Raw genomic sequence first — 16,795 nt, forward strand, 5'->3', positions numbered from 1 at the left:
GCGGGGGTGGTGGGCGCGGCGGTGGTGGGCGAGGCGGGCTCCTCCACCGTCACCCCGAAGTCCGTGGCGATCCCGGCCAGCCCGTTGGCGTACCCCTGGCCGACCGCCCGCACCTTCCACGCCCCGCCCCGGCGGTAGATCTCCACGACCACCAGCGCCGTCTCCGGCCCCAGCCGGGGCGGGGTGAAGGTGGCCACCACCGCGCCGCTCGCGGCGTCCCGGACGGTCGCGGTGGGCTCGGTCCCGGCGAAGGTCGCCCCTGGAGCGTCGAGGCTGGCCGTCACCACGACCTTCTCGATGTCGGCGGGCACCGCCGCGGTGTCCACGGTGATCGTGTCGGCGCCGCCGGCGCTGCCGTGGGTCACTCCGGGCCCGGTGGGCTGGTTGTAGAAGACGAAGTCGTCGTCGGAGCGCACCTTGCCGTCGGCGCCGAGCAGCAGGCCCGACACGTCGAGCCGTACCGGTGCGGTGACGTCCACCGCCACGCGCGTCGCGGACAGGGGAAGGTTGGAACCGGGGGTCATCGCAGTCATGGTCCGATTAACGGACGGCGGCGCTTTGCGGTTCCATTACCTTCCCGTCGCGGCGTGTCGCCGGGACGGGCCCGACGGGGCTCCGGGCTCAGCGGGGCGGACGCGAGTGGCCGAACAGCAGACGGTAGGCGATCAGCAGCACCAGCGCGCCCGCGACGGCGGAGACCCACAGCGCCGGGTCGTAGAAGTCCCGCTCCACCGGGCGGTCCAGCCAGGTCGCCGACAGCCAACCGCCCACGAACGCCCCGGCGATGCCGATCAGCGTCGTGCCGACCAGCCCGCCCGGGTCCCGGCCCGGCAGCAGGACCTTGGCCACGACGCCCGTGACCAGCCCCAGGATCAGCCAGCTGACGACGTCCATGGTGAACCCCTCCCCGTCGATGATCGATCGGGGACCATCATGCCCGCTCGCGCGGACTTCCGGGCGCGGTCCGGCCGGGTGGCCGGCGTCCGCGCCGGGGGACGGGCCGGGCTCTCGCCGCACCGCGTCGACGAGCCGGGGAGGCCGCCCGATCGGCGCCCGAGGAGGCGGTCGGCGGGGTTCCTCCCCATGGAAAGCGTTCGCATACGAGAACAGGTCGGGGGTTCGTCCTGCCCGGCCGAGGGCACCGCGACACGGATCGATCCGGTCGAACCGGCGCGGAGGGCATCCGGTTGAGTTCGGCACCACGGACCATTTTCAACATGGTGAACGAACGCCGGCGGCTCGGAGCTCTGCCCACCGGCTCGTCGCCTGCTCTACGCTTCGCCCGTCCTCCGCATCCGATTCCCACCCGTCAAGGAGCTGCCGATGCGTGCCTCCGCCTTCGTCTACCCCTGGGACGTCGTCGGCGACCCGGACGCCGCGCGCCGGATCGCCGACCTCGGGGTCCACCAGGTCACCCTCGCCTCCGCCTACCACTCCACCCGGGCGCTCACCCCGCGCCATCCGCGCCACCGGATCGTCACCGCGCGGCACTCCGCCGTGTACCACCCGGTGGACCCGGCCCGCTGGGAGGGGCGGGAGCTGCGCCCGTACGCCCAGGACTGGGTCGCCGGCGACGATCCGTTCGGCGAGGCCGCCGCCGCGCTCGCCGACGCCGGGCTGGAGGTCCACTCCTGGGTGATCCTCGCCCACAACACCCGGCTCGGCGCCGAACACCCCGACACGTCCGTGCGCAACGCCTACGGCGACCGCTACCCCTGGGCGCCCTGCATCGCCCGGGAGGAGGTGCGCGCCTACGCCGCCGCCCTGGCCGCCGAGTCCGCCGTGCGGCCCGGCGCGCGCGGCACGGAGCTGGAGTCCTGCGGCTGGTACGGCCTGGCGCACCTGCACGCCCACGACAAGGTCGGCGGGGTGCGGCTCGGCGGCGCCGGCCAGTACCTGATGTCGCTGTGCTTCTGCTCGGCCTGCGAGGCGGGCTACGCCTCGCTCGGCGCGGACCCCGGGCGGCTGCGGCGCGCCGTCGCGGACGCCCTGGAACCGCTGTGGAGCGGCGAGCGCGCGGACGCCGCCGCGGGGCGCGACGAGGAGTGGGAGACGGTCGAGGAACTGCTGGGAGCCGAGTGGGCGGAGGTGGCGGCAACCTGGCGCAACCGGATGGCGAGCGCTTTCCGAAGCGAGGTCGTGGAGGCCGTCCGGAAGGAAGCGGAGGCCCGACGGACGGGGGAGTTCCGGGTGTTGCTCCACGCCGACCCCGCCCCCCACCGCTGCGGCGCCAACGTCGGGGTGGACCCCGCCGAGGTGCTCGGACAGGCCGACGGGGTGGTGCTGCCGTGCACCGGGGACGACGCCGAACGCTCCGCGGTGCTCGCGCCGTTCCGCCCGCACCGCGCCCCCGCCACCGTCCTCGCCGCCAACCTGACGGTGGTGACGGGGATGGGCGGACGTCCGGAGAGGCTGGCGGAGGACGCCGCGCACGCGCGGGAGGCGGGCGCCGACGAACTCCGCCTCTACCACGCCGGATTGGCCTCCACCGCGGATCTGGAGGCGGTCCGCGCCGCCCTCTCCCGGCTCGACTGACCGGCTCGCCCGGGACCCGGCGGAGCGCGCCCGGAGCCGCGCGACCGTCGGCGCGCCACCCGTAACGTGAAGTAAGCGCTTTCAAATCGGCCCCCGAAAGTTCTGTCGGAACCGTTGACGGAGTACGGGGGCCGACCTAGTTTCTTCCCACCGCACGTCGTACGTCATACGTCATATACGAGACGCCGTATATGACGCGCTGTCGTATGCCAGAGCCGACCTGAGAGCCGCCCCGCATGAGAGCCCCCCTGACCGGTGTCGCGCCGGTACCCGTCCCCTCCAGGACGCAGTACGTCATGGAGCACCTGACCCACGCCATCCTCACCGGCCAACTCCCGCCGGGGCAGCCCCTGGTGGAGACCGAACTGGCCGCGCGGTTCGGCGTGTCCAAGACCCCGGTCCGCGAGGCGCTGAAGACCCTCGCGGGCCGCGGGCTGGTCGTGATGAGCGAGTACAAGGGCGCCACCGTCCGCACCGTGGACGCCGCCATGGCCCGCTCGGTCTACGACGTGCGGCTGCTGCTGGAGCCGGAGGCGCTGCGCCGCACCGTCACCGGGAAGGCGGACCTGGCCGGCGCCCGGGCCGCGCTGGAGCGGGCCGACGCCGCCGCCGACCGCGCCGATCGGTCGCTGGCCAACCGGGACTTCCACCGCGCCCTCTACCTGCCCTGCGGCAACCCGCTGCTGGCGCGGATGCTCGACGACCTGCGCGACCAGGCGGCCCTGGTCTCCACCGTCGCCTGGGAGGCCGAGCCCTCCTGGGAGCGCGAGGCGGCCGAGCACCGGGAGATCCTCGCCCGGGCCCTGGACGGCGACGCCGACGGCGCGGCGCGACTGCTGCACGACCACATCGAGGGATTCGTCCGCCGGGCGTTCCCGGCCGAGGAGAACGAGAAAGGTCAGGCATGACGGACTTCTCCCCCCAACGGGCCGCTCTCGCCGACGTCGTGGCCATCCCCGTCACGCCGTTCGACGAGCGGGGCCGCCTGGACGCGGACGCCTACCGGGCCCTGGTCCGCCGGCTGCTGGACGCCGGGGTCCGCGCCGTCACCCCCAACGGCAACACCAGCGAGTTCTACTCCCTCACCCCCGAGGAGCGGCGGCTGGAGGTGGAGCTGACCATGGCCGAGGTCGCCGAGGCCGCCGGGACCGCCGACAACACCGCCTCCGGCGACGGGTGGACGGCCGAGGTCGTCGTCGGCGTCGGACACGACCCGGCCACCGCGATCGCCGCCGCCGAGCAGGCCCGCGACGCCGGGGCGCGGATGGTGATGGTCCACCAGCCCGTCAACCCCTACGTCTCGCAGGGCGGTTGGGTGGACTACCACCGCGCGATCGCCGAGGCGGTGCCCGAGATGGGCGTCGTGCCGTACCTGCGCAACCCCCTCGTCGAGGGCGCCTCCCTCGCCCGGCTCGGCGAGGAGTGCCCCAACGTCATCGGCGTCAAGTACGCCGTCCCGGACGCCGCGCGCTTCGCCGCCTTCGCCCGCGACGCCGGGCTGGACCGCTTCGTGTGGGTCGCCGGCCTGGCCGAGCTGTACGCCCCCGCCTACTTCGCCTGCGGCGCCACCGGCTTCACCTCCGGCCTGGTCAACGTCGCCCCGAGCGTGTCCGTCGAGATGCTCCGGGCGCTGCGCGAGGGGGACTTCGCCGCCGCGATGAAGGTGTGGGAGCAGATCCGTGCCTTCGAGGACCTGCGGGCCGAGCGGCAGTCGGCCAACAACGTCTCCGTCGTCAAGGAGGCCCTGGCCGTCCTCGGCCTGTGCCGCCGCGACGTCCGCCCGCCGAGCAGGACGCTCTCCGCGGAGCAGCGCGAGAAGGTCGCCGGGATCGTCCGCGAGTGGGGGCTGATATGACGGTCGACCCCACCCCCCGGCCCCGCCGGACCCCCGAGGAGCTGCGCAGCCACCAGTGGTACGGCACCGACGGACTGCGCTCCTTCAGCCACCGCGCCCGCACCCGTCAGCTCGGCTACCTCCCCGAGGAGCACCTGGGCAAGCCGGTCGTCGCGATCCTCAACACCTGGTCCGACATCAACCCCTGCCACCAGCACCTGCGCGAGCGCGCCGAGGCCGTCAAGCGCGGGGTGTGGCAGGCCGGCGGCTTCCCGCTGGAGTTCCCGGTCGCCACCCTCTCGGAGACCTTCCAGAAGCCGACCCCCATGCTCTACCGCAACCTGCTGTCCCTGGAGACCGAGGAGCTGCTGCGCTCCTACCCCGTGGACGGCGCGGTGCTGATGGGCGGCTGCGACAAGACCACCCCGGCCCTGCTGATGGGCGCGGCCAGCGTCGACCTGCCCACCGTCTTCGTCCCCGCCGGACCCATGCTGCGCGGCCACTGGCGCGGGCGGACCCTGGGCTCGGGCACGGACATGTGGCGGTACTGGGACGACAAGCGCGCCGGTCTCATCGGCGACTGCGAGATGGCCGAGCTGGAGTGCGGACTGGCCCGCTCGCCCGGCCACTGCATGACCATGGGCACCGCCTCCACCATGACCGGCGCCGCCGAGGCCCTGGGCGTCACCATGCCCGGCGCGTCCTCCATCCCCGCCGTCGACTCCGGGCACGCCCGGATGGCCGCGGCGGCCGGGCGCCGGATCGTGGAGATGGTGTGGGAGGACCGCAGGCTCTCCACCGTCCTGACCCGCGAGGCGTACGAGGACGCCGTCACGTGCGTGTGCGCGCTGGGCGGCTCCACCAACGCCGTCATCCACCTCATCGCCATGGCCGGGCGCTCGGGCGTGGACCTCACCCTGGACGACTTCGACCGCATCGCCCGCACCACACCGGTGCTGGCCGACATCAGGCCCGGCGGGAAGCACCTGATGGAGGACTTCCACTACGCGGGCGGAATGCCCGGCTTCCTCTCCCGGCTGCGGGACCTCCTCCACCTGGACCGCCCCACCGTCGCCCACGACACGCTGCGCGAGCAGATCGCCGGCGCGCTCGTCCACGACGACGACGTCATCCGCACCGTGGACAACCCCCTGGCGAAGGAGGGCGGCATCGCCGTCCTGCGCGGCAACCTGGCCCCGAACGGCGCCGTCATCAAGCACATCGCCGCCGAGCCGCACCTGCTCAAGCACACCGGCCCCGCGGTCGTCTTCGACGACTACCGCACCATGCAGGCCACCATCAACGACCCCGCGCTGGGGATCACGGCCGACAGCGTGCTGGTGCTGCGCGGCTCCGGCCCGCTGGGCGGACCGGGCATGCCCGAGTACGGGATGCTGCCCATCCCCGACCACCTGCTCAAGCAGGGCGTGCGCGACATGGTCCGTCTCTCCGACGCCCGGATGAGCGGCACCAGCTACGGCGCCTGCGTGCTCCACATCGCCCCCGAGTCGCACGTGGGCGGCCCGCTCGCCCTGGTGGAGACCGGCGATCCGATCACCCTGGACGTGGCCGAGCGCACCCTGCGCCTGGAGGTCGACGACGCGGAGCTGGAACGCCGCCGCGCCGCGTGGCAGCCGCCGCCGGCGCGCTACGGACGCGGCTACGGGGCGCTGTACGAGGAGCACATCACCCAGGCCGACACCGGCTGCGACTTCGCCTTCCTCGCCCGTCCCGGCGAGGTCCCCGAACCCTACGCGGGCTGACCCGCGCCCGCACCGTCGCGCCACGCGACGCGTCCCACGATCCCCACCGACATCTCGAACGACGTTCGACAGTCATTCGACGACAGAACGGAGCCCCGGCAATGGCCCTCACCGCCGTGCCGAAGAAGCGCGCCCTGCCAGGGAAATCAGGCACCCCGGGCACGTCAGGGAAGCGCAGGCTGCCGTACGTGCTGATCGCACCGGCCGGCCTGCTGATGCTGGGTTTCATCGCCTACCCGATGCTCAGCGTCCTCTACTACAGCCTCCAGCACTACAACGTCACCAAGCCCTGGCGGAACGGCTACGCGGGTCTGGAGAACTTCCGGGAGATCTTCTTCGAGGATCCGCTGTTCTGGCAGACCCTCGCCTTCAGCGCCAAGTGGGTCGTCGCGGAGGTCTCCCTCCAGCTCGTCTTCGGTCTGGCGCTCGCGCTGATCGTCAATCAGACGTTCATCGGCCGCGGCATCGCCCGGGCCCTGGTCTTCTCGCCCTGGGCCGTGTCCGGCGTGCTCACCACCACCATCTGGATCCTGCTGTACAACCCCTCCACCGGCCTGAGCCGCTACCTGGCCGACGTCGGCATCGGCGAGTACGGCACCTCGGTGCTCTCCGACACCGGCACCGTCTTCTGGGCGGCCGTCCTGGCCGAACTCTGGCGCGGCGTCCCCTTCTTCGCGATCCTCATCCTCGCCGACCTCCAGTCCGTCTCCAAGGACCTGTACGAGGCGGCCTCCGTGGACGGCGCGAGCCGCTTCCGGCAGTTCTGGCACATCACCCTGCCGCACCTGAAGGACGCCATCATCCTCTCCACGCTGCTGCGCGCGGTGTGGGAGTTCAACAACGTCGACCTGCTCTACACCCTCACCGGCGGCGGCCCGGCGGGCGTGACCACCACGCTCCCGCTCTACGTCGCCAACACCGGGATCGAGGGCCACGACTTCGGCTACGCCTCCGCGCTGACCACCGTGGCCTTCGTGATCCTCCTGTTCTGCTCGATCCTCTACCTGCGCCTGAGCAAGTTCGGAGGCGACGACAAGTGACCGCCGCACTCGCAGAGAAGGGCACCCACGTGCCCGCCCCGGCCGACGGCGAGACCCCGCCTCCGGCCGAGGGGAGGACGCGCCGGCGGCGGCCGGCCGACCGGCCGCCGCGCTGGCAGATCTTCCTCCCCCTGGGGCTCTACCTGCTGTTCACGCTCATCCCGTTCTACTGGATGCTGCTGTTCGCGCTGCGCCCCGCCGGCTCGACCTCGCTGGTGCCCTGGCCGATCACCCTCGAACACTTCGAGAAGGTCTGGAACGAGCGGAGCTTCGGCACCTACTTCCTCAACAGCACCTACGTCGGCATCGCCTCGATGGTGATGACCACGGTGGTGGCGCTGGCCGGCGGCTACGCCCTGGCGCGCTTCAGGTTCCGGTTGAAGAACGCGTTCATGCTGGCGCTGCTGTGCTCGCAGTTCATCCCCGGCGCGCTGATGCTCGTCCCGCTGTTCGAGACCTTCCGCAACCTCCAGCTCATCAACTCCCTGTGGAGCGTGATCATCGCGGAGACGGTCTTCCAGCTCCCGCTGTCGATGATCCTCATCAGCGGCTTCATCAAGAACGTCCCCGAGTCGCTGGAGGAGGCCGCCTGGGTGGACGGCTGCTCCCGGCTGCGGGCCTTCCTGGCCATCGTGCTGCCGATGCTGCGGCCCGGGCTGATCGCGGTGGGCTCCTTCGCCTTCGTGCACAGCTGGAACCACTTCCTGTTCGCCCTGATGTTCCTCTCCTCCCAGGACAAGCAGACCATCCCGGTCGGCCTCAACACCCTCATCGGCGCGGACAGCGTGGACCTCGGCGCGCTCGCCGCGGGCGGTGTGGTCGCCGCGGTGCCCGTGGTGATCATCTTCGCCTTCATCCAGAAGTGGCTGATCACCGGCTTCAGCGCGGGGGCGGTGAAGGGCTGATGACATCCTCCGCCCCCGTTCCCCCGCCCGTCCGCACCCCCCTGCCCGTCGTCCTCGCCGGCGCCCGCGGCCACGGCCGCTGGCACCTGGACAACATCCGTCGCCTCGCCGAGAAGGGCCTGGTCGAACCGGTCGGCATCTGCGAGACGAACCCCCTCGCCGAGGAGGAGTCGGCCGGTCTGGGCGACGTCGAGCAGTCCGCCGACCTCGCCGCCCTGCTGGAGCGCACCGGCGCGCGCGTCGCGGTGATCTGCACCCCGATCCACACCCACGTCGACCTGGCGCTGACCGCCGCCGAGCGGGGCGCGCACGTGCTGCTGGAGAAGCCGCCCGCGCCCTCGTACGCGGAGTTCGAGCGGATGGTCGACGGGCTGCGGGCCGCGGGGGTCGCCTGCCAGATCGGCTTCCAGTCCCTGGGCTCGCACGCCGTCACCGCCATCCGCGAGCTGATCGCCGACGGCGCGATCGGCGAGGTGCGGGGCATCGGCGCGGCCGGGGCGTGGGCCCGCGACCACGCCTACTGGACCCGCTCCCCCTGGGCCGGACGGCGCAGACTGGACGGTCGGGACGTGGTGGACGGCGTGCTCACCAACCCCCTCGCCCACGCCGTGGCCACCGCGCTGCGCATCGACGGCGGCGACCGCGCCGAGGACGTCACCGACATCGAGCTGGAGCTGTACCGCGCCAATGCCATCGAGTCCGACGACACCTCCTGCGTCCGCGTCCGCACCGCGCACGACGGCGGGACGGGCGAGATCACCGCGGCCGTGACGCTGTGCGCCGAGCGGCCCGGCGAGCCGTACGTCGTCGTCCACGGCACCGAGGGCCGCGTCACCTTCTGGTACAAGCAGGACCGCGTCCGGCTGGAGCGCCGCGGACGGGCGCCGGAGACCACCGAGCACGCCCGCACCGACCTGCTGCGCAACCTCGTCGCCCACCTCGTCGACGGCGAGGAGCTGCTGGTGCCGCCCGAGCGCACCGGCGCCTTCATGCGGCTGGTGGAGGCCGTCCGCACCGCCCCCGAACCGCGGCGGCTGCCCGAGGACGCCTGGCGCGTCGAGCCCGGTGCCGGCGACGGCGCCGCGCGGCGGATCGTCACCGGCGTCGACGAGTTGGTCGCCGCGGGGGCCGAGCGACTGGCCCTGTACTCCGAACTGTCCGCCGCGGGCGGCCCGCACGTCCCCTGGGCCGTGCCCGCGGTGCCGGTGGGGCAGCGGGTGGGGCAGTCGGCGGGGGAGGGGACCGGAGCATGACCGAACCCCGCACCGCCGCCGCCGACCCCGCCGCCGACGAGGCCGTGGTGCTGCGCTGCGCCGGACGGACCGTGGCCCGCTACGAGCACCGGCCCCGCCTGGCCGAGCGCGAGTCCCCCCGTCCCTACCTCCACCCCGTCCGCACCCTGGGCGGCACGGTCGTCACCGAACTGCGGCCCGCCGACCACGTGCACCACCTCGGGGTGGGCATGGCCGTCCCCGACGTCTCCGGCACCAACTTCTGGGGCGGACGCACCTTCGTCCGCGGCCGGGGCCCCACCGAGCTGGACAACCACGGGCACCAGCGGCACCTGGCGTGGCTGCGGCGCGCCGAGGACGGCTTCACCGAGGAACTCGCCTGGGAGCGCGACGGCGTCCGGCTGCTGACCGAGCGCCGCACCGTCGACGCCCGGCCCCTGGACGGCACCTGCTGGGCGCTGGACTTCACCACCGAACTGGTCAACGCCCGCGACGAGGCGCTGTCCGTCGGCAGCCCGGCCACCAACGGCCGTCCCGGCGCCGGCTACGGCGGCTTCTTCTGGCGCCCGCCGATCGGCCCCCGCCCGCCGGAGGTGTTCACCGCCGACGCCGAGGGCGAGGAGGCGGTGCACGGCTCGCCGGCGCCCTGGCTGGCGATGGCCTCCGACGCCTGGACGCTGGTCTTCGTCGGAGCGGACGCCGCCACCCGCCACGACCCGTGGTTCGTGCGCGCCGCCGAGTACCCGGGCGTGGGCTCCGCACTGGCCTGGGACCGCAGACTGCCGCTGCCGCCCGGCGGGACGGTCGTCCGGCGCGTGGTCACCGCGGTCGCCGACGGACGGCTGGACCGCGCGGCCGCCGCCCGGATCGCCGCCCGCCTCACCGGAGAGGAGACGACCGCGTGACGGCCCTCCCCAGGACCCCCACCGCCCCCGCCGGCCCCCCGGCGCCCGGGAGCGGCGTGCCGGTGTACCGCAACCCGGTGCTCAACGCCGACTGGTCCGACCCCGACGCCATCGCCGTCGGCGACGACTACTACCTGACCGCCTCCAGCTTCGGCCGCGCCCCCGGGCTGCCGATCCTGCACTCCCGCGACCTGGTGAACTGGCGGATCGTCGGCCACGCCCTCCCACGGCTGGAGCCCGAGCAGGCGTTCACCGCGCCGCGCCACGACTGCGGGGTGTGGGCGCCGTCGATCAGGCACCACGCGGGCCGCTTCTGGATCTTCTGGGGCGACCCCGACCACGGCATTTACCAGGTCAACGCCGAGGACGTCCGCGGCCCGTGGAGCAGACCGCACCTGCTGAAGGCCGGCCGGGGACTGATCGACCCCTGCCCGCTGTGGGACGACGACGGCCGCGCCTATCTGGTGCACGCCTGGGCCAAGTCCCGCTCGGGGATCAAGAACCGGCTGACCGGCCACCGGATGAGCCCCGACGGCCGCGAACTCCTCGACGAGGGCCGCACGGTGGTGGACGGCGACGCGCTGCCCGGCTGGTTCACCCTGGAGGGCCCCAAGCTCTACCGGCACGGCGGCTGGTACTGGATCTTCGCCCCGGCCGGCGGAGTGGAGACCGGCTGGCAGGGCGCCTTCCGAGCGCGGGACGTCTTCGGCCCCTACGAGGAGCGCGTCGTGCTCGAACAAGGGAGCACGGACGTCAACGGCCCCCACCAGGGCGCGTGGGTGCGGACCGCCGACGGCGGCGACTGGTTCCTCCACTTCCAGCACCGCGGCCCCTACGGGCGGGTGGTGCACCTCCAGCCGATGCGCTGGGACGAGGAGGGCTGGCCGGTGATCGGGAACGACGGCGAGCCCGTCGCCGCCCACCCCGGGCCCGTCCCCGTGGAGCAGACGACGGTCCCCGCCCGCGACGACGACTTCCCCGGCGGACGCTTCGGCCGCCAGTGGTCCTGGACGGCCAATCCTCCGCCGGTCTTCGACACGGGCAACCCCGCTTCGGCCTCCGACGCGGGGAACCCCGGCCCCGGCTGGACGGTCGCCCACGCCGGCGACGGGCTCCGGCTGGTCTGCCGCCGCACCCCCGACGCCCACGACCTGCGCAGGCTGCCCAACGTGCTGGTCCAGCGGATGCCCGGCGACCCGTGCACGGTCGAGGTCGAGCTGCGGTTGGACAGCGACGAGCCCGGCGCCAAGGCCGGACTGGCCGTCCTCGGCGACGCGTTCTCCTGGATCGGACTGGAGCGGGACGCCTCCGGGGTCCGTCTGGTGCACCGCTTCGCCGAGTCCGTCGCCGAACACGAGCGGGACGCCGCCCACCCCCGGCCCGCTCCGGACGGCCGCGCGCGCCTGCGCGTCGCGATCCTTCCCGGCGCGCGCTGTCACTTCTCCGCCCGCACGGGGGAGGACACCGACTTCCTCCCCTCCGGCCGGCCCTTCGCCGCCACCCCCTGGCGCTGGGTCGGCGCCCAACTCGGCCTGTTCGCCGCCGCGCCCCCGGGCGGCACTCCGGCCGGGACCGCCGCCTTCACCGGATTCCGCGTCACCTGACCCCGACACCGCCCGAGCCCCCGGTCCCAGGGACGGGGACCCGACCGCCCACACGGAAGAACCGCACACTCCGGAACACCCACGCAACCGCACGACCGAGAGAAGAGCCGACGATGAACGCAGACATCAGCCGCAGAGCCCGTGCCCGCTCCCTGCTGGCCCTGGGCGTCAGCGCCACCCTCGCCCTCACCGCCACCGCCTGCGGCGGCTCGGGCACCGAGACCGGCAGCGAGGGAGACGGCAAGGGCAAGATCGTCTTCTGGGACAACAACGGTGGCGTGCGCACCGACGTCTGGAAGAAGATCATCGCCGCGTTCGAGAAGGAGAACCCGGACATCGACGTCGAGTACGTCGGCATACCGATCGCCGACGTGCAGTCCAAGTACGACACCGCCATCCAGGGCGGCGGCGACAGCCTGCCGGACGTCGGCATGGTCGGCACCGCCTACCTCGCCAACATGGTCGCCCAGGGGGCGCTGGAGCCGGTCACCGATCGGATCGAGGACAGCCCGCTGAAGGGCAAGCTGGTCAAGGGCATGATCGACAGCGTGGAGGCCGCCGGGGGCGAGGACGGCGAGCTGTTCACCGTCCCGACCTCCGCCAACCAGGGCGTGCTGTGGTACCGCACGGACCTGTTCGACAAGGCCGGCCTGGAGCCCCCCACCACGTGGGAGAACTTCTACGAGGCCGCCGAGGAGCTGACGGACAAGGGGAACAACCGCTTCGGCTTCACCATCCGCGGCGGCGCGGGCTCCATCGCCCAGGCGCTGGAGATGATGTACGCCCAGTCCGGCATCGACAGCTTCTGGAAGGGCGACAAGACCACCGTCAACGACCCGAGGAACGTCGAGGCGCTGGAGAAGTACGCCGCCCTCTACAACAAGGTCACGCCCAAGGCCGACCTGAACAACGACTTCACCAAGATGGTCGCCACCTTCACCGGCGGCGAGGTCGGCATGCTCCAGCACAACCTGGGCTCCTACACCGACCACGTGAAGGCGTTCGGCGAGGAGAGGATCGACGGCCTGCCGATGCCGCCCTCCGAGGACGGCGGCCCGCGCACCATGGTCTCCAACCCGGTCGACGGGCTCGGCCTGTTCAAGGCCGGCGAGAACAAGGCCGCGGCCTGGAAGTTCATCGAGTTCGCCGCGTCGGCGGAGATGAACAGCCTCTGGAACGAGTCGGCCGGTGCCATCCCCGCCCACACCGACGCCGCGGACGACGAGTGGATCGCCAAGGCCAAGCCCACCCAGGCGGCCATGGAGTCGCTGGACGACCCCGACACCAGGATCGTCCAGCTGCCGTACTACCTGCCGGACTGGAACAGCATCAGCAAGGCCGACACCGAGCCCAACTTCCAGAAGCTGCTCCTGGGCCAGATGACCGCCAAGGAGTTCGCCGACGACCTGGCGGAGCGGCTCAACGAGGCCCAGGCGGAGTGGCAGGAGCAGCGGGGCTGACCGGCCCGACGACAGGCCCCGCCGCGGACCGCCGCGGCGGCGCACCGCGGCGGGGCGGGCCCGCACCCGCCCCGCCGCACCCGCACGCACGCCCGGCCCGCACCCGGTAACCGAACCGAGGGGGTATCCCGTGCCCGTCACCCGCCGCCACGCGGCCGCGGCGCTCGCCGCGCTCCCGCTCGCCCCGACCGGCGCCAACACCGCGCTCGCCCACGGACCCGGCCGCCCCGGCCGACCCGGACGCGGAGGCACCGTGTACATCGCCGGCGACTCCACCGCCGCCCCCAAGACCGCCGACGCCGCCCCCGAGACCGGCTGGGGCATGGCCCTGCCGATCTTCCTGGACCGCTCCCGGACGGTCGCCAACCACGCGGTCAACGGCCGCAGTTCCAAGAGCTTCCACGACGAGGGCCGTCTGGCCCCGATCCTGGAGGCCATCGGACCGGGCGACCTGCTGCTCGTCCAGTTCGGCCACAACGACGAGAAGACCGACGACCCGATCCGCGGCACCGACCCTCCCCCGGACTCCGTCCGGGGGGACCCCCGTCCCGCTTCGCTCGCCACCCACCAGGAGTACCTGCGCCGCTACCTCGACGGCGCCCGCGCACGCGGCGCCCGACCCGTCCTGCTCACCCCCGTCGAGAGGCGCCGCTTCGACGCGGACGGACACGCCAGGCCCACCCACGGGGAGTACCCCGAGGCGATGCGCGCCCTCGCCGCCGCCGAGGGCGTACCGCTGATCGACGTCCAGGCCGTGAGCCTCGCCGCATGGGACCGGCTGGGCCCGGACGGAACCCTGGAGATCTTCCTCCACCTCGCCCCCGACGACCACCCGAACCACCCCGCCGGCAAACGGGACGACACGCACTTCCGGCCGCACGGCGCCATCGAGGTCGCCCGCATGGTCGCCCGCGGTCTGAAGGAGTCCGGGCTGCTGCCGCCCGGCACCGTCCGACGGCTGGACGACGCCGTCCCGGAGAGCGTGATCACCCGGCCGGCCGGCTGACGCCCCGCCACGCCCGTCCGCCGTCTTCCCGCCCCATCCGTCACCGAACCCCTGCCCACGTTCCCCGAAGGAGTCGCAGTGCAAAGAAAAGTGTGCCAAGCGCGTGTCGCGGTCCTGGCCGGATGCGCCTCGCTCGCCCTGGCGACCCTCGCCGTCCCCGCCCAGGCCACCCCGCGCCCCGGCGGCGACGCGGCCCGCGCCGTCCTCCCCAAGGGCGACGGCTGGGCCTCGATCGAGGGCGGCACCACCGGCGGCGCGGCCGCCGACGCCGACCACGTCTTCACCGTCACCAACCGCGCCGAGCTGGCCGCGGCGCTGAACGGCGGCGACGACACCCCGAAGATCATCAAGGTCAAGGGCACGATCCACGGCAACGCCGACGACCAGGGCACCCCGCTCACCTGCGAGGACTACCGGCGCGACGGCTACACCCTGGAGAAGTACCTCGACGCGTACGACCCCGCCACCTGGGGGAAGGTCGAGCCTTCGGGCCCGCTGGAGGACGCCCGGGCCGCCTCCGCCGCCGAGCAGAGCAAGCGCGTCAAACTCCAAGTCGGCTCCAACACCACCCTGATCGGCGTGGGCGACGACGCCACCATCCTCGGCGCCAGCCTCCAGATCCGGGGCGTGGAGAACGTCATCGTCCGCAACATCACCTTCGAGGACACCTACGACTGCTTCCCGCAGTGGGACCCCACCGACGGCGAGAACGGCGCCTGGAACTCCGAGTACGACAACGTCGTGGTGTACGGCTCCCGCCACGTCTGGCTCGACCACAACACCTTCACCGACGGCCGCCGCCCCGACAGCGCCCAGCCCCGCTACTTCGGGCAGCTCTTCCAGCAGCACGACGGGCTGCTGGACATCGTGCGCGGCGCCGACCTGGTGACGGTGAGCTGGAACGTCTTCACCGAGCACGACAAGACCATCCTGATCGGCAACAGCGACGGCGCGACCGCCGACGACCGCGGCAAGCTGCGCACCACCTTCCACCACAACCTCTTCGAGGACGTCAACGAGCGCGCCCCGCGCGTGCGCTTCGGCAAGGTGGACTTCTACAACAACCACGTCAAGCAGAACGCCGACGCCGCGTACGGCTACACCTGGGGCATCGGCAAGGAGGCCGCGCTCGTCGCCGAGTACAACGCCTTCACCCTCCACAAGGGCATCGCCCCGGCGGACACCATCCGCCAGTGGACCCCCGGCACCTCCATGACGGAGAACGGCAACCGGGTCAACGGCCGGTACGTGGACCTGCTGGCCGCCCACAACGCCGCCAACCCCGACAGCGACCTGGGCGACGACGCGGGCTGGACGCCCACCCTGCGCCCCCGCGTCCACCACCCCCTGGCCGTCCCGCACCTGGTGGACCGGCACGCCGGGGCCGGCGAATCGAGCGTCGGGGACGGAAAGGGGCGGAAGTGAGCACCACCCGCCGCGGCGCCCTCCTCGCCGGGACCGGCGCCGCCCTCTCCCTGGCCCTGGCCGGACGGGCCCACGCGCGGCCCGCCGGTCGCGGGGAAGGCCCCCGGCTGACCGTCGCGAGGGACGGCGGCGGCGACTTCACCACCGTGCAGGCCGCCGTCGACGCCACCCCCGACCACCCCGAGGTGCCCTGGACCGTCGTCCTGGCCCCCGGCGTCCACCGCGAGACGGTGCACATCCCGGAGACCAAGACCGGACTGACCCTGCTGGGCGGCACGGGCGACCCGCGCGACACCGTGATCGTCTACGACAACGCCGCGGGCACCCCGAAGCCGGACGGCTCCGGCACCCACGGCACCTCCGGCAGCGCCACGGTCACCGCCCGGCCCGACGGGTTCACCGCCCGGCGGATCACCTTCGCCAACGACTGGCTCCGCGCCGACCACCCGGAGATCACCAACGGCACCCAGGCGGTGGCGATCAAGGTGATGGGCGACCGCTCGCTGTTCGACCGCTGTCGCTTCCTCGGCCACCAGGACACCCTCTACGCCGACACCCGCGACGTGGGGCTCACCGCCCGGCAGTACTTCCACCGCTGCCACGTGGAGGGCGACGTGGACTTCGTCTTCGGTCGGGCCACCGCCGTGTTCCACGGCTGTGAACTGCGCACCCTGGACCGGGAGGTGGACTTCCGCCCGTACGGGTTCGTCTTCGCCCCGTCGACGGCGGCCGGTACCCGGCGCGGGTACCTCGCCCACCGCTGCCGGTTCACCACCACCGCTCCGGCGGGCGCGTACAAGCTGGCCCGGCCGTGGGTGCCCGGCAGCGACCCGACCGCCCACCCGCGCCTGGTGGTCCGCGACAGCGTGCTCGGCGCGGGCATCGACGCCGAGGCGCCGTACGCGAACATGCGCGAGCAGTACCCCTGGCAGGGCTTCTTCTTCCGGGAGTACGCCAACCGCGGGCCCGGCGCGGCCGTCACCGATCCCGCGAACCGGCCGCGGCTCACCGCGGCCGAGGCCGCCGACCACACCCCGGCCGTCTACCTCGACGGCTGGCGTCCCGCCGTCCGCTGAGGGACAGCGG

15 protein-coding genes are annotated in these 16,795 nt (G+C 73.2%); 13 read left to right on the forward strand and 2 right to left on the reverse strand.

What is annotated here, in order from left to right:
* On the reverse strand, window positions 1-524 hold a 524-nt coding region (locus tag ABD335_RS26120), incomplete at its 3' end, for a TerD family protein (RefSeq protein WP_344327909.1).
* A gap of 97 nt (window positions 525-621) precedes the next feature.
* Complete coding sequence (locus ABD335_RS26125) at window positions 622-894, reverse strand: GlsB/YeaQ/YmgE family stress response membrane protein (RefSeq protein WP_344327911.1); 273 nt, start codon at window positions 892-894, stop codon at window positions 622-624.
* 429 nt (window positions 895-1,323) lie between these two features.
* Between ABD335_RS26125 and ABD335_RS26130 the strand changes: the two genes are divergently transcribed.
* The 13 genes from ABD335_RS26130 to ABD335_RS26190 all read left to right on the forward strand — a co-directional run bounded on the left by ABD335_RS26130 (window position 1,324) and on the right by ABD335_RS26190 (window position 16,785).
* Complete coding sequence (locus ABD335_RS26130; RefSeq protein ID WP_344327912.1) at window positions 1,324-2,535, forward strand: hypothetical protein; 1,212 nt, start codon at window positions 1,324-1,326, stop codon at window positions 2,533-2,535.
* A 236-nt stretch (window positions 2,536-2,771) separates the two neighbouring features.
* Window positions 2,772-3,443, forward strand: coding sequence for a GntR family transcriptional regulator (locus ABD335_RS26135; protein ID WP_344327914.1), 672 nt, complete (start codon window positions 2,772-2,774; stop codon window positions 3,441-3,443).
* Window positions 3,440-4,390, forward strand: a complete 951-nt coding sequence (locus tag ABD335_RS26140) for a dihydrodipicolinate synthase family protein (RefSeq protein WP_344327916.1) — start codon at window positions 3,440-3,442, stop codon at window positions 4,388-4,390. The genes ABD335_RS26135 and ABD335_RS26140 overlap by 4 nt, the downstream gene beginning before the upstream one ends.
* Window positions 4,387-6,132: an L-arabinonate dehydratase gene (araD, locus tag ABD335_RS26145; RefSeq protein WP_344327917.1), complete on the forward strand. Its 1,746-nt coding sequence runs from the start codon at window positions 4,387-4,389 to the stop codon at window positions 6,130-6,132. Before ABD335_RS26140 ends, araD begins: the two co-directional genes overlap by 4 nt.
* Window positions 6,133-6,233: 101 nt before the next feature.
* A complete protein-coding gene (locus tag ABD335_RS26150; protein WP_344327919.1) occupies window positions 6,234-7,172 on the forward strand; it encodes a carbohydrate ABC transporter permease in 939 nt (312 codons plus the stop codon).
* The gene (locus ABD335_RS26155) at window positions 7,169-8,077 is read left to right on the forward strand and encodes a carbohydrate ABC transporter permease (RefSeq protein ID WP_344327920.1); all 909 of its coding nucleotides are present in this window, start codon (window positions 7,169-7,171) and stop codon (window positions 8,075-8,077) included. Before ABD335_RS26150 ends, ABD335_RS26155 begins: the two co-directional genes overlap by 4 nt.
* A complete protein-coding gene (locus ABD335_RS26160) occupies window positions 8,077-9,330 on the forward strand; it encodes a Gfo/Idh/MocA family protein (RefSeq protein ID WP_344327922.1) in 1,254 nt (417 codons plus the stop codon). Before ABD335_RS26155 ends, ABD335_RS26160 begins: the two co-directional genes overlap by 1 nt.
* Window positions 9,327-10,214, forward strand: coding sequence for a DUF6807 domain-containing protein (locus ABD335_RS26165; protein WP_344327924.1), 888 nt, complete (start codon window positions 9,327-9,329; stop codon window positions 10,212-10,214). Before ABD335_RS26160 ends, ABD335_RS26165 begins: the two co-directional genes overlap by 4 nt.
* Window positions 10,215-10,270: 56 nt before the next feature.
* On the forward strand, window positions 10,271-11,818 hold the full coding sequence (locus ABD335_RS26170; RefSeq protein WP_344328051.1) for a glycoside hydrolase family 43 protein: 1,548 nt from the start codon (window positions 10,271-10,273) through the stop codon (window positions 11,816-11,818).
* Between the two features lie 113 nt (window positions 11,819-11,931).
* Window positions 11,932-13,278, forward strand: a complete 1,347-nt coding sequence (locus ABD335_RS26175) for an ABC transporter substrate-binding protein (RefSeq protein WP_344327925.1) — start codon at window positions 11,932-11,934, stop codon at window positions 13,276-13,278.
* 130 nt (window positions 13,279-13,408) lie between these two features.
* On the forward strand, window positions 13,409-14,284 hold the full coding sequence (locus ABD335_RS26180) for a rhamnogalacturonan acetylesterase (protein WP_344327927.1): 876 nt from the start codon (window positions 13,409-13,411) through the stop codon (window positions 14,282-14,284).
* Between the two features lie 78 nt (window positions 14,285-14,362).
* The gene (locus tag ABD335_RS26185; RefSeq protein ID WP_344327929.1) at window positions 14,363-15,709 is read left to right on the forward strand and encodes a pectate lyase family protein; all 1,347 of its coding nucleotides are present in this window, start codon (window positions 14,363-14,365) and stop codon (window positions 15,707-15,709) included.
* Window positions 15,706-16,785, forward strand: a complete 1,080-nt coding sequence (locus tag ABD335_RS26190; RefSeq protein ID WP_344327930.1) for a pectinesterase family protein — start codon at window positions 15,706-15,708, stop codon at window positions 16,783-16,785. The genes ABD335_RS26185 and ABD335_RS26190 overlap by 4 nt, the downstream gene beginning before the upstream one ends.
* The last annotated feature ends 10 nt before the right edge of the window (window positions 16,786-16,795 follow it).

Origin of the sequence: Streptomyces macrosporus (genome assembly GCF_039533145.1) — a bacterium.
GTDB lineage: Bacteria > Actinomycetota > Actinomycetes > Streptomycetales > Streptomycetaceae > Streptomyces > Streptomyces macrosporus.